16 protein-coding genes and 1 pseudogene are annotated in these 24,251 nt (G+C 57.5%); 7 read left to right on the top strand and 10 right to left on the bottom strand.

Translation table 11 applies throughout. The features are described from left to right. Positions 1-155: 155 nt before the first annotated feature. Both EOV40_RS13550 and chrA read left to right on the top strand, forming a co-directional pair. Positions 156-761: a cytochrome b gene (locus EOV40_RS13550; protein ID WP_244297040.1), complete on the top strand. Its 606-nt coding sequence runs from the start codon at positions 156-158 to the stop codon at positions 759-761. Between the two features lie 150 nt (positions 762-911). Further along, the gene (chrA, locus tag EOV40_RS13555; RefSeq protein ID WP_128106343.1) at positions 912-2,132 is read left to right on the top strand and encodes a chromate efflux transporter; all 1,221 of its coding nucleotides are present in this window, start codon (positions 912-914) and stop codon (positions 2,130-2,132) included. A gap of 705 nt (positions 2,133-2,837) precedes the next feature. On the opposite strand, the gene EOV40_RS13565 is transcribed toward chrA, so the two are convergent. The 3 genes from EOV40_RS13565 to EOV40_RS13575 are packed head-to-tail and all read right to left on the bottom strand — an operon-like array spanning position 2,838 to position 8,240. Continuing rightward, on the bottom strand, positions 2,838-6,011 hold the full coding sequence (locus tag EOV40_RS13565) for an error-prone DNA polymerase (protein WP_128106344.1): 3,174 nt from the start codon (positions 6,009-6,011) through the stop codon (positions 2,838-2,840). Beyond that, on the bottom strand, positions 6,008-7,561 hold the full coding sequence (locus EOV40_RS13570) for a DUF6504 family protein (RefSeq protein ID WP_208729359.1): 1,554 nt from the start codon (positions 7,559-7,561) through the stop codon (positions 6,008-6,010). Before EOV40_RS13570 ends, EOV40_RS13565 begins: the two co-directional genes overlap by 4 nt. Further along, entirely contained in the window at positions 7,446-8,240 is a 795-nt protein-coding gene (locus EOV40_RS13575) for an ImuA family protein (protein ID WP_128106345.1), read from the bottom strand. Before EOV40_RS13575 ends, EOV40_RS13570 begins: the two co-directional genes overlap by 116 nt. Positions 8,241-8,524: 284 nt before the next feature. On the opposite strand from EOV40_RS13575, the gene EOV40_RS13580 reads away from it, so the two are divergent. The 3 genes from EOV40_RS13580 to EOV40_RS13590 all read left to right on the top strand — a co-directional run bounded on the left by EOV40_RS13580 (position 8,525) and on the right by EOV40_RS13590 (position 11,800). Then, on the top strand, positions 8,525-9,286 hold the full coding sequence (locus EOV40_RS13580; RefSeq protein ID WP_052051316.1) for a YoaK family protein: 762 nt from the start codon (positions 8,525-8,527) through the stop codon (positions 9,284-9,286). After that, on the top strand, positions 9,286-9,927 hold the full coding sequence (locus EOV40_RS13585; protein ID WP_035379799.1) for an SOS response-associated peptidase: 642 nt from the start codon (positions 9,286-9,288) through the stop codon (positions 9,925-9,927). Before EOV40_RS13580 ends, EOV40_RS13585 begins: the two co-directional genes overlap by 1 nt. Positions 9,928-10,054: 127 nt before the next feature. Further along, complete coding sequence (locus tag EOV40_RS13590; protein ID WP_061487229.1) at positions 10,055-11,800, top strand: oleate hydratase; 1,746 nt, start codon at positions 10,055-10,057, stop codon at positions 11,798-11,800. 469 nt (positions 11,801-12,269) lie between these two features. Here the strand turns inward: EOV40_RS13590 and EOV40_RS13595 are convergent, their stop codons facing one another. The 7 genes and pseudogenes from EOV40_RS13595 to EOV40_RS13630 all read right to left on the bottom strand — a co-directional run bounded on the left by EOV40_RS13595 (position 12,270) and on the right by EOV40_RS13630 (position 22,551). Further along, on the bottom strand, positions 12,270-13,436 hold the full coding sequence (locus EOV40_RS13595) for a DUF4238 domain-containing protein (RefSeq protein WP_128106346.1): 1,167 nt from the start codon (positions 13,434-13,436) through the stop codon (positions 12,270-12,272). Positions 13,437-13,596: 160 nt separating this feature from the next. Beyond that, complete coding sequence (locus tag EOV40_RS13600) at positions 13,597-14,871, bottom strand: hypothetical protein (protein WP_244297042.1); 1,275 nt, start codon at positions 14,869-14,871, stop codon at positions 13,597-13,599. A gap of 260 nt (positions 14,872-15,131) precedes the next feature. Further along, positions 15,132-15,869, bottom strand: coding sequence for a M48 family metallopeptidase (locus EOV40_RS13605; protein ID WP_128106348.1), 738 nt, complete (start codon positions 15,867-15,869; stop codon positions 15,132-15,134). A 2-nt stretch (positions 15,870-15,871) separates the two neighbouring features. Beyond that, positions 15,872-19,168, bottom strand: a complete 3,297-nt coding sequence (locus EOV40_RS13610; RefSeq protein WP_128106349.1) for a type I restriction endonuclease subunit R — start codon at positions 19,166-19,168, stop codon at positions 15,872-15,874. A 31-nt stretch (positions 19,169-19,199) separates the two neighbouring features. Continuing rightward, a pseudogene (locus EOV40_RS13615) lies at positions 19,200-19,934 on the bottom strand (restriction endonuclease subunit S); the annotation flags it as partial. Between the two features lie 459 nt (positions 19,935-20,393). Continuing rightward, positions 20,394-21,920: a type I restriction-modification system subunit M gene (locus tag EOV40_RS13625; RefSeq protein WP_128106352.1), complete on the bottom strand. Its 1,527-nt coding sequence runs from the start codon at positions 21,918-21,920 to the stop codon at positions 20,394-20,396. A gap of 34 nt (positions 21,921-21,954) precedes the next feature. Then, the gene (locus EOV40_RS13630; protein WP_128106353.1) at positions 21,955-22,551 is read right to left on the bottom strand and encodes a restriction endonuclease subunit S domain-containing protein; all 597 of its coding nucleotides are present in this window, start codon (positions 22,549-22,551) and stop codon (positions 21,955-21,957) included. 659 nt (positions 22,552-23,210) lie between these two features. Between EOV40_RS13630 and EOV40_RS13635 the strand changes: the two genes are divergently transcribed. Beyond that, positions 23,211-23,450 carry a hypothetical protein gene (locus EOV40_RS13635; RefSeq protein ID WP_128106354.1) on the top strand — a complete coding sequence of 80 codons (240 nt, stop codon included), beginning with the start codon at positions 23,211-23,213 and terminating at the stop codon, positions 23,448-23,450. 105 nt (positions 23,451-23,555) lie between these two features. Next, the gene (locus tag EOV40_RS13640; protein ID WP_128106355.1) at positions 23,556-24,194 is read left to right on the top strand and encodes a hypothetical protein; all 639 of its coding nucleotides are present in this window, start codon (positions 23,556-23,558) and stop codon (positions 24,192-24,194) included. The last annotated feature ends 57 nt before the right edge of the window (positions 24,195-24,251 follow it).

A 24,251-nucleotide genomic window follows, 5' to 3' on the forward strand; every position in this document is an offset into this window, starting at 1 on the left:
GATGACCTGTTGCTTCTGATAAATACAAACCAGATTTAGGACCCTGTTTTTGCTACGGCAATAGGTATTTTATTCTGATATTGCGAGTTATTTCCAATAATATTTATGTTTTCGGAAAATCTGTTCTGTTCAGAATCCTGTCAGGTGAGGATGATATGAGAGTGGATTCAGATTCTTTTTGTGCCGAGAGATGTATGCCCTATCCAGTGCCAGACATTACCGACACCCTGCGCTACGACAGGCCGACGATCATCCTTCACTGGCTGACGGCTTTTCTGGTTCTGTTTCAGTTTGCCATGGGCGAGACCTGGAAGTGGCCGGCAAAACCCGTCCATCATCTGATGGTTGTCGCGCATCTGACCGCCGGTATCCTGCTGACGGTGATCATGGCGTTCCGCATAGTCTGGCGTCTGACGAAAGGGCGGCATCTGTCGGACCTTCTCCGTCCAGTGGACCGGGTATGCGCTCTCGGAGCGGAGTACGCGCTCTATGGGCTGCTTCTGGCGGAAATTTTGTTGGGCTACCTCTGGCGATGGGGAGCCGGGCAGACGATGAGTTTTTTCGGTCTTCTGATCCCATCCCCCTTCGCACGGTTCCCGGCGGAAACCGTGACGTGGTTTCACACGCTGCATGAGTGGAACGCCTGGCTGATCATGGGCCTTGCGACAGGCCATGGCGCGGCGGCGCTTTTTCATCAGTTCGTCCTGAAGGACAAAGTTCTCGGGCGCATGTTGCCGCAGTGTTCCTTGCCCCGTCAGTGAGGTTCTGTCCGTATGACCGGGCACACCGTGATGCTGGGCCGCCAACAAGTCAGAAGTGATGATTGTCTGTTGCCATCGGCAGCCACACATGAATGCCGGTGCATGGGAATTGTCTCCTGTCGAACGGGAAAATAAGAAAGTAACGACCGAATGACGATCGTGCCGCGTGGCGTGGGACCAGAAAGACCGGGGTCGGCTCTTGAGGTGCTCCTCATCTTCCTCAGACTGGGTGTCACCTGCTTCGGCGGGCCGATCGCGCATATCGGGTATTTCCGGGACGAATTCGTCGTCCGGCGCCGGTGGCTCAATGAGCGCGCCTATGCCGATCTCGTCGGGCTGTGCCAGTTTCTGCCCGGTCCCGCGAGCAGCCAGGTGGGATTTTCCATTGGCCTGATGCGGGCCGGTTATGCAGGCGGTCTTGCTGCATGGGCGGGATTCACTCTGCCTTCGGCGCTCATCCTAGTCCTCTTCGCCTATGGCGCGAACGCGTTTGTCGGCCCGACTGGTGCAGGCCTTCTTCATGGACTGAAACTCGTCGCCGTCGCCATCGTCGCACAGGCCGTATGGGGCATGGCGAGCACGCTATGTCCGGACCGGGCACGTGCTTCGATCGCGGTCACGGTCGCACTCATCGTTCTGTTCGCCATCTCACCGCTTGCCCAGATTGCGGCCATCGTTCTCGGGGGCCTCGCCGGCCTGTGGCTTTGCCGCTCTGTGCAGACGTCAGATGGCGAGCATATTACAGTGCCCGTATCGCGTCGTGCAGGGATCGTCGCACTGGCTCTCTTTCTGGCGTTGCTCTTCGGTCTGCCCTTTCTCGCCCGCCATGGCGCACCGGAGAGCATTTCCCTGTTCGACGCCTTCTACCGGTCAGGCGCACTCGTGTTCGGTGGCGGTCATGTTGTGCTGCCCTTGCTGCACGAGGCCTTTGTGGCCCCAGGCTGGGTGAGCGATGATGCCTTTCTCGCTGGTTATGGCGCCGCACAGGCGGTTCCGGGGCCGCTTTTCACGTTCGCGGCCTATCTCGGTGCGGTCGTCAGCCAATTTCCCCACAGTGTTGCCGGTGCCGCTTTCGGTCTTTTCGGCATCTTTCTGCCGGGCATCCTGGTCCTGATCGGAGCTTTGCCCTTCTGGGACACCTTCAGTAGCCAGCCGGCCGTTCGGGCGACGATGCACGGCGTCAACGCAGCGGTCGTGGGTCTGCTGGGGGCGGCGCTCTATACGCCGGTCTGGACGAGCGCGGTCAGGTCGGTGGCGGATTTCGGGATCGTGCTGGTCAGTTTCGTCCTTCTGACCGTCCGGCGGGCGCCACCCCTGGTGGTGGTCGGTATCAGCGCACTGGGAGGGATCGTCATTGGGCAGGTGGCATAATGAAATGTTCAGTCAGAGACCTACATCGAAGCGTGATCGCCATACCGTTTTTCAACGCACACATTCAATAATGATGCGTCGTTATATGGGCCGCGTTTCGTCCGTTTCCTGTGTAAGTCAGCCAGAAAACGGACAGGCAGTTTGCCCCCCCATAACTGTCGGAATAATGCGAGGCGGGTACAGTCATGTGAGATATCAATGATCTCGTGATACGGGATATTCTGGTTGGGGAGGGTACGGGAGTAAGAAGCAACGGCTACATGCTGTTTTTCCCTGAATCGTGAACCACGGATTTGCACTCAATGCTTTTTGGTGTCTTCTGGATCGCGGGAAAGGCAATCCATAGTCTCTGACATAGTAACAGACTGGCCGTAGGGCAGGGGGCATCCCGTTCTTTCGGACCAAGGGTGATAAAGGATCAAACGAAAGTAGAGAAAAATATTTCATTTTTTCAGTTAGTTAAATGTGCTGACAGCCGTTCAAGGAAGCCGCTGACAAGCGGCAGTTTTCTTTGGTTGTGTGCCCCCGCAACCATGTTTTCCGTTTAATATCAAACCCTTAGGCCGCCTCAAGGGCGGCCTTTTGCGTTTTAGCTCCACGCGCAGGATGCGTATAGGATGCAATCGGGAGTGAAACTCCAGCGTAGTTAGCGCTTAAAACGCGGCATTATCACGATAGCGTGATGCCCGTCCCAAGCCTCATTGCTCAGTGAAAATTGCGGGATCTGACGACGAGGTGTTCACTGCCAGAGTCTATGTCGGCGGTGGTATCTGCGGAGGATCGGTTCCCGACGTCCGCCAGTAACCCGGAGAGGTCGGTGATCTCCTTCGCCACCAGATGCACGACGTCGCCTTCTTTCTGGAGCATGCCTTTCACGGCCAGCATCTGGCCGCTAAGTACGACGCGCCGGTTGGCGTCGAATAGATCCGGCCAGATGATGACGTTCATGTTGGCCGTCTCATCCTCCAGCGTTATGAACACCACACCTTCGGCGGAGCCTGGCCGCTGCCGGACCAGCACCAGTCCCGCTACGGTGAGACGCTTGCCGTCCTTGGCGTTCAGGGCCTGTCGGCAGGGTAGGATGCCCTGTTCCTGTAAATCCTTGCGCAGAAAAGCTAGGGGATGATCCCGCAGGCTCAAGCCAAGCCGGTTGTAATCCCGCACCACCTCTGCCCCATCCCGCATGGGTTGGAGCAACACATCCGGTTCCTCTGCTTCCCGCGTGACCTGCGCTGCTGCAAATAACGGCAGCGGTTCATCGCGCAGAGCTTTGATCGCCCACAGCGCTTCGCGCCGTGCCAGCCCGAGCGAAGGGCGGAACGCATCCGCCTCGGCCAGATGGTACAGGGCTGCTGCTTTGACACCCGCCCGACGCCATAGGTCATCGACCGACGTAAACGGGCGTGAGGCCCGAGCGGCAACAATGCGGGCGGCATCGTCATTGGCCAGCCCCTTGACCAGACTCATGCCCAGTCGCACGGCGAACATCCCATCTGGTCTTTCCGGTCCTTCCAGTGTGCTGTCCCAGTGTGAGGCGTTGACGCAAACGGGCCGGATTTCCACACCATGTTCCCGGGCATCACGAACCAGTTGCGCGGGGGCATAGAACCCCATCGGTTGGGAATTCAGGAGTGACGCCAGAAACACGTCCGGATGGGTGCATTTCATCCAGGACGACGAATAGGCGAGAATGGCGAAACTGGCCGCATGGCTCTCGGGAAATCCGTAAGACCCGAACCCTTCGAGCTGCTGATAGATCCGTTCTGCAAAGTCCTCGTCATAACCGTTGGCGCGCATGCCTTCGATCAGGCGTGTCTGAAACTGCGAGACCGTGCCGGTATTTTTGAACGTCGCCATCGCCCGACGCAACTGATCGGCTTCGGCTGCGGTAAATCCGGCACAGATCATGGCCACCTGCATCGCCTGTTCCTGAAACAGCGGAATTCCAAGCGTCTTTTTCAGAACCTTTTCCAGTTCAGGTGTGGGATAGTCTTCCCGCTCTAGGCCCTCGCGGCGACGCAGATAGGGATGCACCATATCGCCCTGGATTGGTCCGGGCCTTACGATCGCCACTTCAATGACGAGATCGTAAAACACACGCGGTTTGAGCCGTGGCAGCATGGACATCTGCGCCCGGGATTCAATCTGGAACACACCGATCGTATCGGCCTTGCGGATCATGGCGTAGGTGCGCGGATCCTCCGCCGGGATGCTCTGGAGCGTGAAATGCTGGCCCTTGTGGTCCGCCAGAAGATCCAGCCCCTTTTTCATGCAGGTCAGCATGCCGAGAGCCAGAATATCCACCTTCATGAATTTCAGAACGTCGATATCGTCCTTGTCCCATTCAATAATCTGGCGGGCTTCCATGGAGGCCGGTTCGATCGGCACCAGTTCATCCAGCCGGTCATGGGTCAGCACAAATCCTCCGGGGTGCTGTGACAGATGGCGGGGCACGCCGATCAGGCAACGCGCCAGATCCAGCGTCAGGCGGATACGGCGGTCTGACAGATCAATGCCGCTGTCAGTCAGGGCATCATCGTCCAGCTTGCGCCCCCAGCCGTGAATCTGGCCCGAGAGTGTGCGGATCAGATCTTCCGGCAAGCCCATGACTTTGCCGACATCCCGCAAGGCCCCCTTGGCGCGATAGCGGATCACCACGGCCGTCAGGGCCGCGCGGTCACGCCCATAATGCTCATAGACCCACTGGATGACCTGCTCGCGTCGTGCATGCTCGAAATCCACATCAATGTCCGGCGGTTCGCCCCGTTCTTCAGAGACGAAACGCTCGAACAGCAGGGAGTTGCGGGCCGGATCAATGGCGGTGATGCCCAGCACATAACAGACTGCAGAATTGGCAGCCGACCCACGACCCTGGCAGAGAATGTCCTGAGAACGGGCATAGCGGACGATACTGTTTACGGTCAGAAAATAGGGCGCATAATTCATGCGCCCTATTAGGGCGAGTTCATGGTGCAGGCTTTTGCGAACCTCGTCCGGCACACCTTCGGGATAGGTGCGGGCTGCCGCCTCCCACGTCAGCGCTTCCAGCGCCTGTTGGGGCGTCTGACCGGGCACGGACACTTCATCGGGATACTGGTAGGCCAGATCATCAAGTGAGAACTGGCAGCGCTCCATGATATCCATGGTGCGGGCGACCGCTTCAGGGTAACGGCTGAACAGCCGGTCCATCTCCTGCGGGTGTTTAAGATAGCGGTCCGCGTGACGCTCCCGGACGAACCCGGCCTCGTCGATCGTGGTGTTGTGCCGGATGCAGGTCACGACATCCTGCAGGATGCGTCGGTCATGGGTGTGGAACAGCACGTCATTGGTCACAACGGTTGGCACCCGTGCCTGATGCGCCAGGTTCGCCAGTTCATACAATCGCATCTGGTCATTGGGACGGCGCAGGAGGGTGAGCGCCATGTAGGCGCGATCGGCAAAGACGTCCTTCAGCTTGCGCAGATGCAGACCGCAGGCATCATCTGCCGTGTCCGGGATCATGACGACGATCACGCCCGCGCCCCAGGCCACCAGATCTTCCCAGAGCAGATGGCATTTTCCTTTCCCGGCACGGGCCTTGCCGAGGCTCAGCAGGCGGCAAAGGCGGCCATAGGCGGCCCGGTCCGTTGGGTAGACCAGCACAGGCGGGAAATCCGCCAGATCGAGACGGCATCCCACGACAAGTCGGAGCCCGATCTCTTTTGCCGCGACATGGGCCTGCACCATCCCGGCCAGAGAGTTGCGGTCACAGATGCCTAGTGCCTCGATGCCAAGGGCCTTTGCCTGCGCAAACAGTTCGATCGGAGAAGACGCCCCACGCAGGAACGAGAAATAGGTTGTCACCTGCAATTCGGCATAACGCTGTGCCGAGGTGCTCATCCGAAAATCCCATGCAGAAACCAGCCCTGTGAGCCGGTTTCGCCATGCTCACCATCACCGGCCCGGTAAAGCCAGAACCGCTCGCCGCTCGTGTCCTCCACCCGGAAGTAATCGCGGGCAATGGTCAGTTCCGCGTCATTCTTCCACCATTCGCCGAAGACACGCTCCGGCCCGTCAGCGCATTTCACTTTCCGCCGCACACCCCGCCAGATGAAGAACAGCGGCGGCTGGTCCGGCAGTTCCGCCATGGCCTGCACCGGTTCCGGTCGTGCCAGCAGTCGGGTAGGGCGCGGCCAGTGCTCCGGCCAGTCCTTTGTCTCCTCGGGAGCCAGCGCGGGCACGCGGCAGAAGGAGCGTTCGGGGAGATCGCTTTCTACGGGGGCAAAGCGATACAGCGCCTGCATGCCGACACGGTTGGCCAGCGTGTCGATCAGGTCGGACACATCGGCTTCTTCCTCGGCGATCAGGGAAGACACGGTCTGTCGCCGATCCAAGGGCTCCGCCAGGGACGCGATCAGCACCATGCGCTCGATGCCGAAACCCGGATTGATCGTTTCGATTTTCTCGCACAGCAGGCGGGTCAGGCGCTTCACATCGCGTACCGGCATGGCGGTCGCGACCCGGATCGCCTCGGTGCGGCTGTCCACCCGATGCAGCAGCAGATCAAGACGGCGCACGCCCTGTCCGCGTTCGTCCAGCCCCGGACAGAGCAGCGGCACCAGTTTGCCGATATAACGGGCGATGGTCTCGGCTGCCCCGATCGGCTCGGCAAAATTACGGCTGACCTCCACGGGATCAACCGGGCGGACAGGCACGATGGCTTCACCAATACGTCCGAACGCCTGATCCAGCCTGCGGGCGATGTCGGGGCCAAACCGCAAGGCCAGCGGTGCGCGGGGCATGGCAGCCAGTGGCCCGATACGGGATACGCCCAGCGTGGCCAGACCCTCAATGATAGGGGAGGGCAGGCGGAGTGCTTCAAGGGGAAGATCGGCCAGAGCAGAGGTCGTTTTATCTGACGGGACAACAGCAATCGCTAACCGGCCATAGCGAGCCAGTGCGTGGGCCGCCCCCCAGGTGTCCGCGACTACGGCCCGAGCGCAAAAACCGGCTCCCGACATGCGGTGGACCATATCCTTGAGCATGGGAAGTTCGCCACCATGCAGGTGATCCGCCCCCGTCGTGTCCAGCACCAGCCCGTCCGGCGTATCGACGGCCACGATGGGCGCGATTCTGTGCTGGAACCACAGCGCCAGCTTTTCCAGTCCGAGCCGGTCGCCTTCGGGATCGGCATCCATCAGCACCAGATCGGGATAGAGCGCCTGGGCCTTGGCCACCGGTATGCCGGGGCGCAGCCCCAGCTTGCGGGCGGCGAGATCGACCGACAACACAACCCGTCGCCGTCCTTCACGTCCGACAAGGGCTAGTGGCGTCTCAGGCGCGGGCGCGTCTGGTCCAAGCCGCTTCCTGATCCGGTCGGTCGGCCAGAGCGGCAGGTAAAGCGAGACGATCCGCGACCGGGATATAGGGTGCGAGCCTTCCTTTGGCATCACAGGCCTCCACTTCAAAATCGGCACATTCGCCCGCACGGGCACGGATCAGTTCCAGCAGCCAACGGGGACGCCCCACACCGGGCACCGGTAAAGGCACGGATGGCAGGACGGACACCCGCCATCGGGTCACACTGGCAGTCGGCTGGCCAAAATCCGCAGCATCCGTCTGCCGCCGCCAGCGGCGGATGGCGATGCCAAGCGAACCAGACGTCTCGGCGGCGAGTTGCAGACGACGGGATGCGGTCATGGACAGACGCGCCACCTCGGCGACCACGGCCCCAAGGCCGCCATGCCGCAGTCCTTCCTCGAAACAGGCCAGCACATCGACGTCTGAACTGGCCTCGACAAAGATCGTTCGCCGTGCCGACAGCCCGACCTGTTTCAGGGAGGGGGCGAACACATCCTGACGGGTGACGATCCAGAGCACCTTGCCACGTGTGCGGGCCGCAATCCCGGCGCAGAACTGACCGGCGGCCGCGCTGTGAAGGGCATCATTGCCACCACCGGCCACCTCATGCAGGGCACCCAGCGCCAGACCGCCACCTGGTAGGCGGGCGTCGATCTCGCGCACGCCAAAAGGCAGCACCGTGCGACGTCGGTCGCTGTGCCCTTCGAGACGGCTGATCGCCGCCCGCAGCGTCTCCAGACCGGGTTTTTTATGGGTTTCAGCAGTCATGTCACGGCTCGGCGTTCTTTGTGCAGGCAAATTTCCTGATTATATGTTCCTGATTTGTTCCATACAGTCTGTCGGCGTCAACATTTATCTGTCGGGAGAGCGTATCGCTTCAAGTTTGTGGTAATTCGCAATCCGGGAAGATATCGTCCTAAGAAATTGAAAACAGGAAGCTTTGTCGGAAGAAGGCGAGCTGTTACCATCCTGCTCATAAAAAAGATCGCTGTCCGGGGGACGCCGATGAATACGGAGTCTCCTCATGCGCTCAGTCAGGATGGGAGGCACAGGTGCTTGTTCACGAGGGGGCGGAGCGTAACGCCAGCATCGACAGGCGTCTGGGCTGCTCGCTGGCGGCCATTGCCGGTGCTGTGAACGCCGCCGGTTTTCTGGCCGTGGGCTATTATTCGGCCAACATGACTGGCAATGTCTCCGCGCTGGCGAACGGCCTGCATGAAGGCCATCTGGAACTGGTCCTGTCCTGCTGCGGTCTGATACTGGCCTTTGTCGCCGGCGCGGTGCTGTCGGCGCTGCTGGTCAATGCAGGTCGTCGCCGTCATCTGCCGTCGATCTACGCACGGAGCATCCTTCTTGAAGCCTGCCTGCTCGGGCTTCTGGGGGCTGTGGATCTTCTGTTTTCGGCCCAGCCACGGGATCCGGTGCTGGCCTACGGGCTGAGTTTCCTCATGGGGCTCCAGAACGCCACGGTCACACGCATTTCCGGGGCGCGTGTCCGCACCACCCATATGACGGGAATGCTCACCGATGTGGGGCTGGAACTGGCGGACTGGCTGGAGAGCTTTTTCCATCCGGTTGACCCGGTCCGACGGACCGGTACGCGCGAACGCCTGGGTCTGCATGCCGCCATTGTACTGTCTTTCACGCTGGGCGGCGTGGCCGGCGCCTTTCTGTATGGCTGGTGGTCTGCTCTGTTTCTGCTGGCGCTGGCGGGGCTTCTGGCCTGTCTTGCCCTGCCGGGCGCGCTGTCGCATGAGCCTGTGGCGGAACATGAACCGGCGTTGGTTCCGGCTTGCGGGGAGAAGCATCGCTGATGTGCAATCTCTACGCCATGACATCAAACCAGAAAGCGATCAGGGAAATCGCAAAGGTTCTTGATGATCTGACCGGCAATCTTCAGCAATTGCCAGAGATATATCCGAATACAATGGCGCCTGTCGTGCGGAACGGGGAGGGTGGCCGTGAACTGGTCATGGCGCGCTGGGGCATGCCGACGCCGCCCGGTTACCTGAAGGGACACAAGGTCGACCGGGGTGTGACCAACATCCGCAATCCGTCCTCGACATGGTGGAAGCGCTGGGAGGGCGTGCAACATCGTTGTCTGGTGCCGCTGACGGCCTTCTCCGAGCCGGAACATCTGCCCGACGGGACATCACGACCGGCGTGGTTTGCGCGGAATGAGGGGGAGCCGTTGGCTTTTTTTGCCGGGATATGGTGTCGATGGACGTCCGTGCGCAAACTGGCGGACGGGGAGACAACGGATGATCTGTTCGGTTTTCTGACCACTGACGCCAATCGGGAAGTGGGCGCGATCCATCCGAAAGCCATGCCTGTGATCCTGGTGCAACCGGAGGATATGGAGCGCTGGATGACGGCACCGGCAGCGGAGGCTCTGGAGCTTCAGCGGCCGCTCCCCGATGGGCTTTTATGTCGGGTGCAGGCCGGCTCTGGCTGACTGGGGGGCGGGATCATACTGCCATGTTCGCGACGCTTGATACATCGCAACGACAGAGCGGCTTATTGGATCGTATGGATGATAAGATTTCTCGCTATCAGCTCTTTTCAGAAAAAGGACATGCGCCATGAGATACGCTCACAGTAATTACGAGGCTTATGTCCAGCCCCCGGCGCCAGAGGGTATGGAAGGACGATCAGCGTGGATCGTGGGCGGTGGTCTGGGAGGCATGGCAGCAGCAGCTTTCCTGATCCGGGACGCGGGCATGGCGCCTTCAGCCATCACCATTCTTGAGGCTTCGGACAGCGACGGTGGCGCGCTGGACGGAGCGGGGAATGCGGAGACCGGCTGGCTGATCCGCGGCGGTCGGGAAATGGAAGAGCAGTTCCAGTGTCTGTGGGATCTGTACCGCTCCATTCCCTCACTGGAAATTCCCGAAGCTTCGGTGCTGGATGAAGTCTGGCAGGTTAATCAGGCTGATCCGTCCACAAGTCCGGTCCGCGCCATGTGCAATCGGGGACGGCCCCTCGCCGATCGTGACAGGCTGACGCTCACGGGAAAGGCGCGGCGCGAGATCATTGCCCTGATTCTGACCGATGAGGATGAACTGGCGGGAAAGACGATCGCGGATGTGCTGTCCGGCGATTTCATGGCGTCGAATTTCTGGCTGTTCTGGCGGTCGATGTTCGCGTTCGAGACCTGGCACAGCGCCATCGAGATGAAGCGCTATCTCGCACGGTTCGTGCATCAGATCCTCGGACTGAAGGATCTGCATACGCTGAAATTCACCAGATATAACCAGCAGGAATCCCTGAGCAGACCACTGGCCACGTGGCTTGCCGATCAGGGCGTCGTGTTCCGTCATGGCGTGAAGGTGACGAATGTTGCCGTTGATGTGTCGGGCAGAACGAAAGTTGCGACCCATCTCGACTGGCTGGAAAATGGCGCGGCCGCCGGTGTTGACCTGGGTCCGGCCGATCTGGTGTTCGTGACCAACGGTTCCATGGTGGAGAATTCACGCTGGGGCGACCATCATACACCCGCGCCGATTGATACGACCATCGGAGAGGGGAGCGTCTGGCAGCTCTGGCGCAACCTCGCCACGCAGGATACCGCTTTTGGCAATCCAGATGTCTTCTGTGGCGATACAAAAAAATCCCGCTGGCTATCGGCAACCGTTACGACCCGGGATGCGCGGATTCCGGAGCTTGTAAAACGGATTACAGGGCGTGATCCGTTTTCGGGGAAAATCATCACGGGTGGCCCGGTCACGATCGCGGATTCATCCTGGCTGATGAGCTGGGTGGTCAGCCGTCAGCCTCATTTCAAGGGGCAGCCCGAAGGTCAGATGGTGGCCTGGCTCTACGGTCTGTTCAGTGACGTGCCGGGCGATTACGTGAAAAAGTCGATGCAGGACTGCACAGGTGAGGAAATCACCCGTGAGTGGCTGTTCCATATGGGCGTGCCAGTGGACCAGATCGACGACATTGCGGCGACAGGGACGACGACGCGTCCGTGCATGATGCCGTTCATCACGGCGCAGTTCATGCCACGCGCACCTGCTGATCGGCCGAAGGTGGTGCCGGATGGGAGCATCAATCTCGCCTTTCTCGGTCAGTTCGCCGAAACGCCACGCGATACGGTCTTCACGACGGAATATTCCGTCCGCACGGCGATGGAGGCAGTCTATACCCTGTGCGGCGTCAGGCGCGCTGTGCCGGACGTGTCGGACGGCATTTTTGATGTCCGGATGCTACTACAGGCGGCAGCGGAACTGCGGGATGGCGAGAAGGTCCCAGCGTCGGGGCTGATCAGGCACCTGACGCAGGGAACGGAGATTGACGATCTGCTGGAGCGCTACGGGCTGGTTTGATCTTATTGTCAGAAGCTGAAGCGGACTTACTGCTTTCGCCTCAACACAGACATCGAAGTGGTGATGGCGGTCGCCCGAAAGCCGACATTGTCAGGCGAACTGCGATAGGCAGAGTTTGGGACAAACCGGCCGTTCCGAGGTGGTGCCTCGAATGACCGCTATATCCCCGACATCCGACATAGAGAAAGTGTCGTCCGCTCCACGGAAATGTGCAAGACTGGCCGAATGCGGTCCTGGGCTATCCGTGGTCGAGAGTGGAAGCGGACGTCTGCAACGCTTAGATGTCATTTCAGTTTGACCAAGCCGACCTTGGCGTCCTACCAAAAACTTGGGGTTCGAAGCGTCTGGAGAGCACGCCCGAGACAGAGCGCTTAATGATCGCAACGGGCGAGTGCTGTTCGAGGCCCACAAGCTGAACGACGAGAGCCTCCCGCCGAGTTTGAGCCGCCAAGGGTAAGGGCACCCATGTTCAGCCTGTTGTCGCCGCGTTTGTGCCCGCCCGTTCTCGTAGGATTCGGCGCAAAAACTGAGGCGGCATGGTGCGGACGTGAAACTCCTCTTGCGGGATTACCCCGGCGTTCAATGCGGCGGTCATCCGATGAACGTGGAGGGCCCAGTCAGGATCTCGCAACGGCAACCTGCCCACGTTCACGAGAGGCGGTGGGGACATGCGATTCCGAAACAGAGGCATCTTAAGGGCCCGGCTTGGCCGCTGCGTCTGCACATTGATGACCTTCGCCCGCTTGGTTCCTTCGAGCCGGACCTCGTCCTCCCAGACCGACACCTGCTCATTCCCACGAAGTTCTGCAAGTCGATCGTGATCCGGCGTCCAGCGCGGCGGATCGTCGCCGGGCCTGAAGTAGATGTTGTCCAGCGCGTTGGCCCATTGAAACTCGTTGAGGGCCATCACGATGCTCGCCGAGGACAGCTTAACGACGTTACTGGCCGGATTACCCAGCGAATAGGCTTTTTCATCGTACAAGACGACTGCGTACTCGGGCGAGATGGGCATGACAAACTGCAGGCCGAGATTCGCCAACCCAAGAACCGAGACGTCCGCGCCGCTGTAGAGCCCGTTGTGCTTGACGGCCGGGTGGTCGCCCAAAACAAAGGGCGTCGAGCTCACATTGTGGAGAAGCTTGATCTTCAGATCGAGAATCACAGGAGTTTCCAGGAGCGCTGGCCGGAGCGCCTGCGCGGCGGGCTCGGTGAGTTCAATAGTTAGATCGTCGAGCACGGCGAGAAGTTCGGGCTCGGTCAGCGTGTACCGTAGCATCAATTTGCCGACCTTGCTGGCCATCTCATTAGCCGCGGCGGCGGCCTGTGCCGTACGCGCCGACTGGATGAGCAGGAAGGTTGCTAGCACGCGGTGATCGTCGCTGTATCGCGTCGGGGGCAAGCCAGTCGCGATCATCCGTCGCAGGACAGAGCTGGCACCGCCTTCGATCTGCCCCAGAACGTGCTCGGCCTTTCCGTCGCGGCCGTAGAACCAATCCCGGCAGGCTTGATGCTTGAGGCTCGCTCCTGTGACGATTCTGCCAGAGCGTAAGTTGTAAAGACCAACCGATGAGCCATTGACGGAGAAAAATCGCAGTAGGAACTGTGGCACGAAGTGATGGCTTTTGTTCTGCGGCATCGGATTTGAAATCCCCTTCCAAGCCCATAGCGACGAGCCTGACCGTGTATACAGGTGCACGCATTCTGCTCAGTCAAAGTTCGAATCTCACCAAGCGGACTAAGAACGATGAAGATGGGATCATGCTTACGTCATAGCGATCTTAGGCCTGCTATGATTCTCATCTTGGCGAAGGCAACGTTGGCGTGTCGGATTTCTGTCCAGAGATATTGTCAATCCAATCCAGAATTCCGTCGAGCACGGCGTGCTTCACGGGAAACCAAGTTCCAGTTCTCATGCGTGCAATAAGGGTATGAAGCGCACTGATAAAGGCATCCGCTGATGTGAAATGATGGGTGAAAGCGTGAAAAGAATTATAATCCATAACGAGGCCGCCGCCGCTCAACCCTGCGAGCTTCCCGCACGCCGTCGCATAGGCGTCACCCTCATCATCGAAAAGCTCCTTTACGATGGCTAGCCCGATGATCTGACGCCGTCCGATGGAGACTTCGACATCTTCACCGCCTACGACCAGTCTCGCTACCGCTTCGCGACCAAGATACCGAGCCGCACCGTTGATCTGGCGGATAGCGTCGTCGACTTCCTTACGGGTCGCAAGTCTCTTGCGATCAAGGGAGCGACTAAGACCAGCTTCCGTAGTCGGACTGTCCTTGGCCTGAATGAGAATGGCGACGGAGTCGGTCAGCACGAGATGGTCAAGTATCTCTTTGGACGTATCCTTACGTAGTGGATTCATCATGATACTCTCCGGCTTGAATGCACGTAACAAGCAAACCGAGATGTCGCGTTCCTGAAAATAGCCCGGATTAGTGCGCGTCAAAGAGTCGTGCCGGAATCCTGTACTTCCCTGGTAGCCATTCACTTCGGGTGTCATGTCGAGGACAAGGATATCATTGGGCGCCAGCTCACTCTTGAACACCGCTTGAATGGCACGATCATCGTCATCGCGCGTTCGCTGTCCGAACCAGTTTATCAAGACCTGATGAACGCTTTTAGCCGTCTCAGGATGGTAGGTGAGCAGATGAATATCCTCCTTGTCGGTGAGGCAGCTCCCACCATCCTCTAGAGCCGTCCTGAAGCTCATCCACTCATAGTTCTGGTCATCGAAGAAGTAGATATCGACTTCATCATACTTGAGAATGGCAAGTATCTCGCGGGAGAATGAGTCGTCTTCAAACAGAGGGGAGCGGATAATCAATGGCTGATCGTCATCATCAAAAAAGGCTGTAACTAGTGCGGTGGTCGTGACCGTCGTGGATGGCAGTGCCGGCAGGTACAGGGCAAATCCACCATTCATCTTCGCCGCTAATATTGCTTCTTTCTGCGTTTTTACAATCAGAGAATATTTTTCGTCCGTGCCAAGTCGAATAGGTATCAGGCCGTCGGCAAACTGCCCGACAAGCGACCTCACTTCAGGATGAAGGAGAGTCAGCATAAACGCCTCCGGGTTAGTAGGTTGCATTGCAGAATTTCACCGCCCGGGATCGACGCCCAAACTAGATGATATCGTCCGATACTGCAGCGGCAAAATAGAGCCAAGATATCGTCGGCTTTCAGTAGAGTCTTAAGGGTTTATCTGAACGATCGGAATAGAGTGAAGACCTTCGCGGGTATCGTCCATATGAATGTCCGGTTTTATCGATCGTCCTGTACAAAGCCGACAGTCCGCTTGCGCCCCATTGCGGTCAAATAGAGTTATTTTTGCAGCATCATTTCCGCCATCCCGTCCAGTTGAGCCTTATGTCGTTCCCAGTCCGGCATGGCACGTTCCATGAGCCCCCAGAAAGCAGGGCCATGATTGTGCTCCTTGAGGTGGCACAGTTCATGCAGGATGACGTAATCAATGCAATCACGCGGGGCTTTGACCAGATGCGGGTTTAGCGTGATGGTCCCACCCGGTGAGCAGTTGCCCCACTGGGTCTGCATCAGCTGAAGCTTCAGAGCGGGGGGCTTTGTCACCCACAGCGTTGTGGGAAGGAGGGCATTCAGACGGCTTCGAAACACCTCCTGCGCCCGCGTAAAATACCAGAGTTCCAGCATCTTCTGGATCCGCAGAGCGTGACGTTCCTGTACGGACACTTCCAGACGCCCCCGCAGCATCCGCACGGTCTCAGGCGTATCCGGCTGATGGTGCACTTTCAACAAATGCCGCCGCCCCAGATAGAAGTGGCTTTCTCCGCTGACATACGTGCGAGGCGTGGCATGTTCCTGCACCGCCCGGAAGTCCCGCAGCTTCTGCCAGATCCAGCGGGTTTTCTGGTGTAGCGCCTTGTCCAGATCAGCCTCTGTCGTGCCATCCGGGACAGAAGCCTCTACACGCAGATCCGGGTGCACCTTGATCCTCAGGGTTGTGCCGGGGCGCGCTCGGGGGATCAGGTTTACATGGATCTGCTCCCCTCCATAGGTCAGAATGCGAGAAGGGGTTTCTTCCATGTTCAGCCCCGTAGAGTATCAGCAGGACCAGCCCGCATGATCTGGATGACCTGCTCAATGATCTCCTGCGCCTTGTCCACGCCAAAGCCTGCTTTCTGGCCCGTGCTGAACAGCAGCGGCAGCAGTTCTTTCCTGACCGCCTTTTCCATATCCGGGCGACTGAGCGAGTTCTCCCGTACAGCCTTGTCCACGATGCTGTCGATCTCGAATGCCAGATCAACCCAGCGCTGGTTCTCCTCGTCCGTCTGCTTATGGTTGAAGATGGCCGCCAGTGTTTTGAGGAACACGCCATAATAGGCCTGCGCATGGCGATGCCCGTCAAAAACAGACGGAATATTGTTGAGTTTGCGTTTCGCTACCTGATCTTCAAATTCCTGAAACAGCATGAACTGCTTGAGAGGATGGTCGAACAGGCTCTCCGCCTCCTCAATCACCTTGCGCAGCAGGGCCGAGAACGCTTCCTTCGCGTACGGATCATCCTGCATTTCGTGGTCGATCATCTTCGTCACACGGGTGCGGATCAGGTCCGTCTCGTTGCGGGTTTTGTCCTCACTCCAGTTTTCGGGTTCGTTGTCTTCGGGCTTCTGGCCCATCTTGCCCACGGCATAGAGCCCCTGGGACTCATGCACTTTCACGCCCGCCACATGCCGGTCCAGCAGCTTTTTGACTTGCTCGGCATACTGGTCGAAGTCCACCGTCTCACCGGTATCCTGCATGACCATCTGGCGCAGGCTGGTCATCTGCTTCAGCGTTTCCTTGTAGGTGGCGCGGTCTTTTTCCGTAAAGCTGGAGTCTTCAAAGAAGGCCACAGATTGCAGCGCCACTTTCAGGCAGGCGGCAAACTTCGTCAGCGCTTCATAAAAGTCATCCCGACGCTTGAGGTTCACATCCACCATCTGGCCGTGTTCCTCCACCATGCGCGGCATCAGCACGGCGCGAAGCTGTTGGAGGTCGCTCCTGTTCTTCACGCCCTCAAAAATGGCCCAGAGTGCTTTGTGCAGAGCGGGGAGTTCGCGGTATTCCGTGCTCATCTGGCTATACAGCCCGGCAATGTCCTTCGGGTCATATCCGCCGACATTCTCGGCTGCCAGCTCGTCATACCGGGCCAGTGTGGTGTCCAGTTCCGCCAGAATACCCCGGTAATCAATCAGCAGCCCATGCTTCTTCTGGTCATGCAGGCGGTTTACACGCGCAATGGCCTGCAACAGGTTGTGCTGCTTGAGCGGCTTGTCGATATACAGCACAGCATTTTTCGGCTCATCAAAACCGGTCAGCAGCTTATCGACCACAATGATCAGCCTGAGGTCTGGATCCTTCTCGAAGCGCTCAATAACCCCGCGTGTGTAATCCTCTTCGTTCTGGCTGCCGACATTGTTTTTCCACCAGTCCTGAATCTCGGGCTGTTTGCGCTCATCGACTTCCGTATGGCCCTCGCGCGTGTCGGGCGGACTCATGACGATGGCGCTCTCAAACAGACCGACCTCATCCAGATACTGCTTGTAACGGATGGCAGACAGCTTGCTGTCACAGGCCAGCATGCCCTTGAGGCCGCTGTCGATATTGCTGTCAAAATGCGTCGCCAGATCCATGGCGATCAGCCTGATGCGGTCATCCGCCTTGTAAACCTGATTGGCGCGGGCAAAGCGCTTCTTGAGGTCCGTGACCTGCTCTTCGGTCAGCCCCTGCGTGATGCGCTCGAACCAGGCATCAATGGCGCGGTCATTCACATCCAGATCGGGCTTGCGCTCTTCATACAACAAAGGTGTCACGGTGCCATCCGAGACGGCCTGCTGCATGGTGTAGGAGTGGATGATCTTGCCGAACCGGCTGGTGGTCTCACTCCCCTTGAGCAGCGGCGTGCCTGTAAAGGCAATGAAGGCGGCATTGGGCAAAGCGTGCTTCATGCGGGCATGGTTCTCACCGCCCTGACTGCGATGCCCCTCATCCACCAGCACGATGATATCCGCACTGTCATTATGGCACTCGGGCAGCGTGGTGGCAGTGTGGAACTTGTTGATGAGCGAGAAGATGATGCGCTCCTGCCCATGTCCGATCTGCTGCGCTAAGCGGCGACCTGAAGTGGCCAGTGCCTCCTCCTTGTCCTTCTTGTCCGCCAGTTCGCCACCGGTGGAGAAGGTCATGCTTAACTGGCGTTCCAGATCCTTGCGGTCTGTGACGACCAGAATGCGGCACTGTTTAAGGTCCTCATCCAGAATGAGGGCACGGCTGAGGAACACCATCGTGAAGGACTTGCCGGACCCGGTCGTGTGCCAGACCACGCCGCCCTCACGCCCGCCGTCGGCGCGGCGGGACTTGATGCGTTCCAGCAGGCGTTTGATGCCGAAAACCTGCTGATAGCGCGCGACGATCTTGCCGGCCTTGCGGTCGACCAGCGTGAAGAACCGCGCCATGTCCAGCAGACGCTCGGGCGAGAGCAGGCCGATCAGCAGCCGGTCCTGATCCGTGACATGCAGCGGGCGAGACGTCCAGTCCTCGAACCAGTCCCGCGCAGGGGGCTTCCGGTCGGCAAACAGCGCGTCTTTCTGCGCTCCTGGAAGCGGCGTGTTCTTGAGCGCCTCCATCCGGCTTTCGGGAATGTCCTCTTCCTTCCAGCTTGCCCAGAATTTTTTGGGTGTGCCGCAGGTGCCATAGCGCCCGTCATGCCCGGTGATGGAAAGCAGAAGCTGGCTGTAGGCAAAAAGTTGAGGGATTTCATCCTTGTTCTGATTGCGGATGCTCTGGGAAATCCCGGCCTCCACTGTCGGGCCTTTGCCCGGCTGACCATCGGGGCGCTTGGCCTCGATCACCGCCAGCGGAATGCCGTTGACGAAACACACGATATCCGGTCTGCGCGTCTGTGTCAGATCCGTGCGTAGGACGCTGAACTCTTCGGTAAAGGTAAAGCTGTTATTGGCCGGGTTCTGCCAGTCGATGAGGGCGATGGTCGGGTTCGCCTTGCGCCCGTTGATGAACTCGGTAATGGCGATGCCGAACAGCAGATGTGTTGTCATCTTTTCATTGGCATCACGCAGGCCGGAGACGAAGTCCGGATGTGTGACGATGGAGACAAGCCGCTCAATAGCCGGATCGGACAGGGCGTGCTCCTGTCCTTCAAACGTAAAACGGCGTTTTTTCAGTTCCGCCCGCAGGAGTGTGTCCAGCACCACGGCACTCTGCTTGCCGCCCCGCAAGGCCAGTGCTTCGGACGGGGGCACAAATCGCCAGCCGAGGGTGCTGAGCAGAGCCAGTGCGGGCAGTTTGGCGCTGTATTCTTCCTGAAATTTCGGGGCGGGGGGCATAGTTTTCAAATATCCTGCGAATTGAAATGACTTAATCGACCGTCACGCGGCGCTTGCCGGTGAGAAGCTGTTGCATCAGGGCTTTCTTTTCCTGACGCAGACGGGAAAGGTCGGATTCAAGGACCATAATTTCTTCGTCTGCCGTTGTCAGGACGGCAGCGATGGCTTTTTGCTCAGGGAGAAATGGAGATGAAATTATAAAGTTTGAAAACGTTTTTTTGTTTATAATTGGAACAGCCTGCTTGGCCGTGAGCTTATCTATTTGTTCTTTGTTAGAAAAAATCTGATAATAAATGAACTCATTATTATAATTTTCTTTAACCTCTATAGCGTTAATTTGTTGATTTGTAATGCAATCCCGTGTTGCAATTCCCATTTTTCCAATGGTTCCGATACATGAGAAAAATATTGATCCTGCAGGGATCATACGAGAGATCGATGCACCTTTTTCACTCAACATCCGTTCTGATTTTTTTACATACTTGCAGTTGCCCAAATCAACAGGCGTAATAAATAGAAATTTTTCTCCGTACAGGCTTTCATCTTTTGTAGAAGGTGTGTTTCCTGTTGTTATATTTCCTACTTCATATAATTTGTAATTCTTCCACTCCCCCGTGAACCCCGGCAGGCGTTTTTTGCCTGTGAGGAGTTGCTGCATGAGGGCTTTTTTCTGCTGCTGGCTGTTGGCCAGAAGCTTCTCCGTCCCCTCAATCGCACGATCCCACGTCGAGAGGATCGCCGCGATCTTCTTCTGTTCGGGGAGAGGAGAATTGGGAATGTCTTAATCATTTCAGCGTTCAAGACGCCCATCGTGCCACCCTGCGCCCAACGCTTAAGAATATTTTGGGTAAAATTGGAAGCGAGAATGTACTGAATATACGCTGGAATAATACGGTCTTTATTTAACGAAATTCTTAAAAGACGTGGATTTATGATTCCTTGTTGGCACGAGTTCGATAGGAGTAGTGTTTGCCCAATCGTTCCGACAAGACTAATTAATATATCTCCGGGTGAAACGGAACAGGATTTTAGTTCATTATATTTATTTTCATCGATGAAATAGTCTCCATAATTTTCATCATTTGAAATTACTTGTTCTTGCCCGTAAATTTTATATCCGAATGGTTTATAATATTCTTTTTTTAGAGAAGATCCAAAAGGACCGGCTTTTACTGCTGGTTTCCCTTTTGCACCCAGATTTTCGATTGTAGCGTGTTTCCACCCTTCAGGAAGCATAACCCAGCTCCTTCAGATAAACGTCCATCTGGGCTTCCAGCTTCGCCAGTTCCGCCTTGATCTCCGCTCGTTCGGCCCGCACAGCGTTCAGGTCGATTTCTTCTTCTTCCTCAAACGTATCGACATAACGCGGAATGTTCAGGTTGTAGTCATTCTCCCTGATCTCGTCCGGCATGGCGAGATGGGCGTATTTGTCCACATCCTTGCGGGCACGGTAGGTGTCCACAATCTTGGTGATGTTCTCTTCGGTCAGCACGTTCTGGTTCTTGCCCGCCCTGAACTCGCGGCTGGCGTCAATGAACAGCACATCCTTCGTCTTGCGGTCCTTGCGGAAAATCAGGATGGCGGCCGGAATTCCCGTGCCGAAGAACAACTTTTCTGGCAGGCCGATCACGGCATCCAGCAGGTTTTCCTCAATCAGCTTCTGGCGGATCTTGCCTTCCGAACTGCCCCGGAACAGCACGCCATGCGGCACGACCACGCCCATGCGGCCCGTGCGGTCTTTCAGGGTGGCAAGCATGTGCAGGATAAAGGCGTAATCGCCTTTGGTCTTGGGCGGCACGCCACGGGCGAAGCGGTGATGCACGTCCTGCTCCGCTTCGTCATGCCCCCATTTGTCGAGACTGAAGGGCGGGTTGGCCGTCACTACGTCAAAGCGCATCAGGTGGTTTTTATCATCCAGCAGCTTGGGGTTGCGGATGGTGTCGCCCCATTCAATGCGATGGTTGTCTTCGCCATGCAGGAACATGTTCATCTTGGCAAAGGACCATGTGGAGCCAATGGCCTCCTGCCCATACAGGGCGTAATCCTTGCTGCCCTTGTGGTTCTGCGTCACCTGCCGTCCGCATTTCATGAGCAGCGAAGCCGAACCGCAGGCCGGGTCACAGATACTCTCGCCCGGTTGCGGGTTCAGAATACGGGCCAGAAGTTCGCTGACTTCCGGCGGGGTATAGAACTCCCCGGCTTTCTGCCCACCACTGGCGGCGAAGTTCTTGATCAGGAACTCATAGCCGTTGCCGATCACGTCCAGATTGCCCACGCGGGAAGGGCGCAGGTTCAGGTCAGGCTTGTGAAAATCTTCCAGAAGATGGCGCAGAATGGTGTTCTTCTGCTTCTCATCGCCCAGCTTGTCGGAATTGAAGCTGATGTCCTGGAAGACGCTCTTGCCTGCGTCTTTCAGTTTGGTGCCGTTCGCTTCTTCAATGGCGTGCAGGGCTTTATCAACCCGCTCACCGTTTCCGGGGGCGTTGCGCTCTTTATAGAGCGTATAGAAGTCCGAGCCCTTGGGCAGAACAAAGCGTTCCTGCGCCATCATGGCTTCGATCAGATCGGGGTTGTCGCCATATTCCTTTTTGTAGCTGTCATAATGGTCCTGCCAGACATCGGAGATGTATTTCAGGAACAGCATGGTCAGCACGTAATCGCGGTAGGTGTCGGGGCTGACGGTGCCACGAAAGGTATCGCAGGCGCTCCACAGCGCCTTGTTGATGGTATCCTGTGAAATCTGCTCGGTCACGAACTCAAATCCTGTTTCAAAACGTAAGGGAGTGTCAGCCCGCCAGAAGGTCTCTGGCAAGCCCGGTCATGATCTGTTGATTGGTCTGGCGCAGGCGGTGGAGAAGGTCTTCCTCGCGCTGCATGGCGCTGGCCAGACCGACAATCTGTTCCTGTCGAGGTAAAGAGGGCAGCAGAACGGGTGTGGCCTCCAGCACCGGCCGGGCAATGTTGCGGACGAGGGTGGAACTCTGGGCGTTCTGCTCCAGATGCCGCTGGGCGGGTTCCTGATTGAGCCACCACGCCAGATAGGCTGGCAGCACATCCGAGCGCGACACACGCAGCAAAAAGAAGTGCGGAGCGGCGACAGCCTGAAGGCTGCCGATGCTCTCATTGATCAGAACCGCCAGTGACACATTGCCACGGGCAGGGAAGAGAATATCGCCCGGACGCAGCCAGTCCGGCTCACGCCGTCCGGCCACTTCGGCACGCACGCAGGACGTCCAGTCCACCCCAGAAGGCGAGGTGTCACGCATCTGCACGACGAGCGTTTCCGCACCAGAAACGGGGTCAATCCGTCCTCTGAACGGATGGCCTGCCGAGATGCTGGCCACTGCCACAAGATCCGTTTTCTGTGCGCCATTTGGTTTCATGTTATTGTGGTAGGCGATCGTGAAAGCAACGTCAACAGGATTTTACCATTGGCTTTCGTGCAGAGAAACGCTCCCGTAAATTTTGTCTTTCTTGGGTTATGACACGTCATGACGGTGTCACGCAGGTGTCATTTCTATCGCGCCTTTGGTGCTCCCTTAAGTGCCAGAATGACGGCGTCATGACGCCACCTCAAATGGTGTCATGGGGCCAGTGACACTGTCAGGCCCTGTCATTGCAGCCGTCATGACGGGGCCATGACAGCTGTCACGCAAGGCGTCATTGATGTCATGAGTCCTGAAAAACGGCAGAAAACAGCCATTTCCCCGTTTTTCGGCTTGTCCTAGCTTTTGGGTGTGTGAGGGCACGCTACCTCAATTTCATACGCACCCTTCGGATGCATATGAAATTGAAGGGTTTTTTCTTCTCTATCGCGGCATTTTTGCGAAGCAAAAATTAAAGCCGCTCTTTTTCTTTGAGTTCAGGTCTCTTGCAGCTGCGCTGCGCCATGATGACGGGTGTGACGGTGTCATTTTTTCGAGCTGGGCGTTGTGAGGCGCATGACCCTAAATTCCCCAGAGGATTTTGTTCCCTGTATCGTTGGGGAGTGAGGATTGGGGTGGTGCGTCTCGTTCCTTCATGCTTTGAACGAGAGAAAACAATGTCTGATCGTACTACGATTTCGTCCGCCACCGAGGTGGACCTCATGCAAATTGTCGCCCTGCACAGGCTGCTTGATTTTGCTGCCAGTGAGGCTCTTGCCGGTAACGTGGATGACAGTGCCCTGGAAGGCGTGGTCATCCTGACACGCATGGTTGGCCACAAGGTCAGGCTGGTTGCCAACAGGGTGCTGGGTGGTGATGCCTTTTCCTGCGATAACTGCGACCCATACTGCGAATGAGCAGTAAGCCGCTACAGCTTAATTTTCCCTTTTCATAATACACGCATGTTCTCAGAATGCTCGCCGAGCAATGGGAAACGTGCGTCCACCTCACGGACACTTCAAATGACACCCGCTTTACCGAATAATGATCGTTTTAATAATGCTCTTCCCGCCTGGATGTTTGCTGGTTTTTTCCGCCCGAACGACATTGAGCGTTACGCTCAGCTTTCTCATGATCTGCTGGTGACGCCGACGCCGCAGATGCTGGAGTTCTGTGATGGAGGTCGCGAACTGGTCGAGCGATATAACCGCGACAAGGCCTTATGGCGCGCCTTTCGCCAGCGTGTGGCAATGTATCACCGCGATCTTCCCGCCTGGCAGGAGCAGGTTCGCGTCAATAACTACCGGATCGGCTCCATTGTGGAACTGGCTGTTTATCGGCGTTTGCTGCAAGAAAAGGAGAGCGGCCTCACGATCATGGTTCAGCCACCCATTCGAGGACTGGGAAACAGAGGATTTGCGGATTTCGGTCTGTATTTCAAAGGACACCCCACAGTCTACATTGAGGTCGCCGGGACCGTTACGAGTACCGGGCGGTCGGTCTCTGAAAATGCTGAGAAATTCCGTATTGGTATTGAGGAACGTCTGATGCGCTACATGGGCGTTGCACCTGTAGAGGTGATCCATATCGACGAGGTCTGCGATGTGTCCACACAGACCGAGCGGGTTCGTCAGGCAATTGAACGCGCAAAAATTGCATAATTCATTTTATCAAAAAACAACTGCTGACAGGGAAAATTGAATCTTACTGGATGGTCT

The organism is Acetobacter oryzoeni, assembly GCF_004014775.2.
Taxonomy (GTDB): Bacteria; Pseudomonadota; Alphaproteobacteria; order Acetobacterales; family Acetobacteraceae; genus Acetobacter; species Acetobacter oryzoeni.

Bases quoted from the DNA above. Each gene is read 5' to 3' on its own strand.
- EOV40_RS13590 (WP_061487229.1), top strand. From the start codon at position 10,055: ATGAGATACGCTCACAGTAATTACGAGGCTTATGTCCAGCCCCCGGCG.
- EOV40_RS13610 (WP_128106349.1), bottom strand. From the start codon at position 19,168: ATGCCCCCCGCCCCGAAATTTCAGGAAGAATACAGCGCCAAACTGCCC.
- EOV40_RS13605 (WP_128106348.1), bottom strand. From the start codon at position 15,869: ATGGAAGAAACCCCTTCTCGCATTCTGACCTATGGAGGGGAGCAGATC.
- EOV40_RS13570 (WP_208729359.1), bottom strand. From the start codon at position 7,561: ATGCCAAAGGAAGGCTCGCACCCTATATCCCGGTCGCGGATCGTCTCG.
- EOV40_RS13595 (WP_128106346.1), bottom strand. From the start codon at position 13,436: ATGCCGCAGAACAAAAGCCATCACTTCGTGCCACAGTTCCTACTGCGA.
- EOV40_RS13635 (WP_128106354.1), top strand. From the start codon at position 23,211: ATGTCTGATCGTACTACGATTTCGTCCGCCACCGAGGTGGACCTCATG.
- EOV40_RS13630 (WP_128106353.1), bottom strand. From the start codon at position 22,551: ATGAAACCAAATGGCGCACAGAAAACGGATCTTGTGGCAGTGGCCAGC.
- EOV40_RS13550 (WP_244297040.1), top strand. From the start codon at position 156: ATGAGAGTGGATTCAGATTCTTTTTGTGCCGAGAGATGTATGCCCTAT.
- EOV40_RS13565 (WP_128106344.1), bottom strand. From the start codon at position 6,011: ATGAGCACCTCGGCACAGCGTTATGCCGAATTGCAGGTGACAACCTAT.
- EOV40_RS13640 (WP_128106355.1), top strand. From the start codon at position 23,556: ATGACACCCGCTTTACCGAATAATGATCGTTTTAATAATGCTCTTCCC.
- EOV40_RS13575 (WP_128106345.1), bottom strand. From the start codon at position 8,240: ATGACTGCTGAAACCCATAAAAAACCCGGTCTGGAGACGCTGCGGGCG.
- chrA (WP_128106343.1), top strand. From the start codon at position 912: ATGACGATCGTGCCGCGTGGCGTGGGACCAGAAAGACCGGGGTCGGCT.
- EOV40_RS13600 (WP_244297042.1), bottom strand. From the start codon at position 14,871: ATGCTGACTCTCCTTCATCCTGAAGTGAGGTCGCTTGTCGGGCAGTTT.
- EOV40_RS13585 (WP_035379799.1), top strand. From the start codon at position 9,286: ATGTGCAATCTCTACGCCATGACATCAAACCAGAAAGCGATCAGGGAA.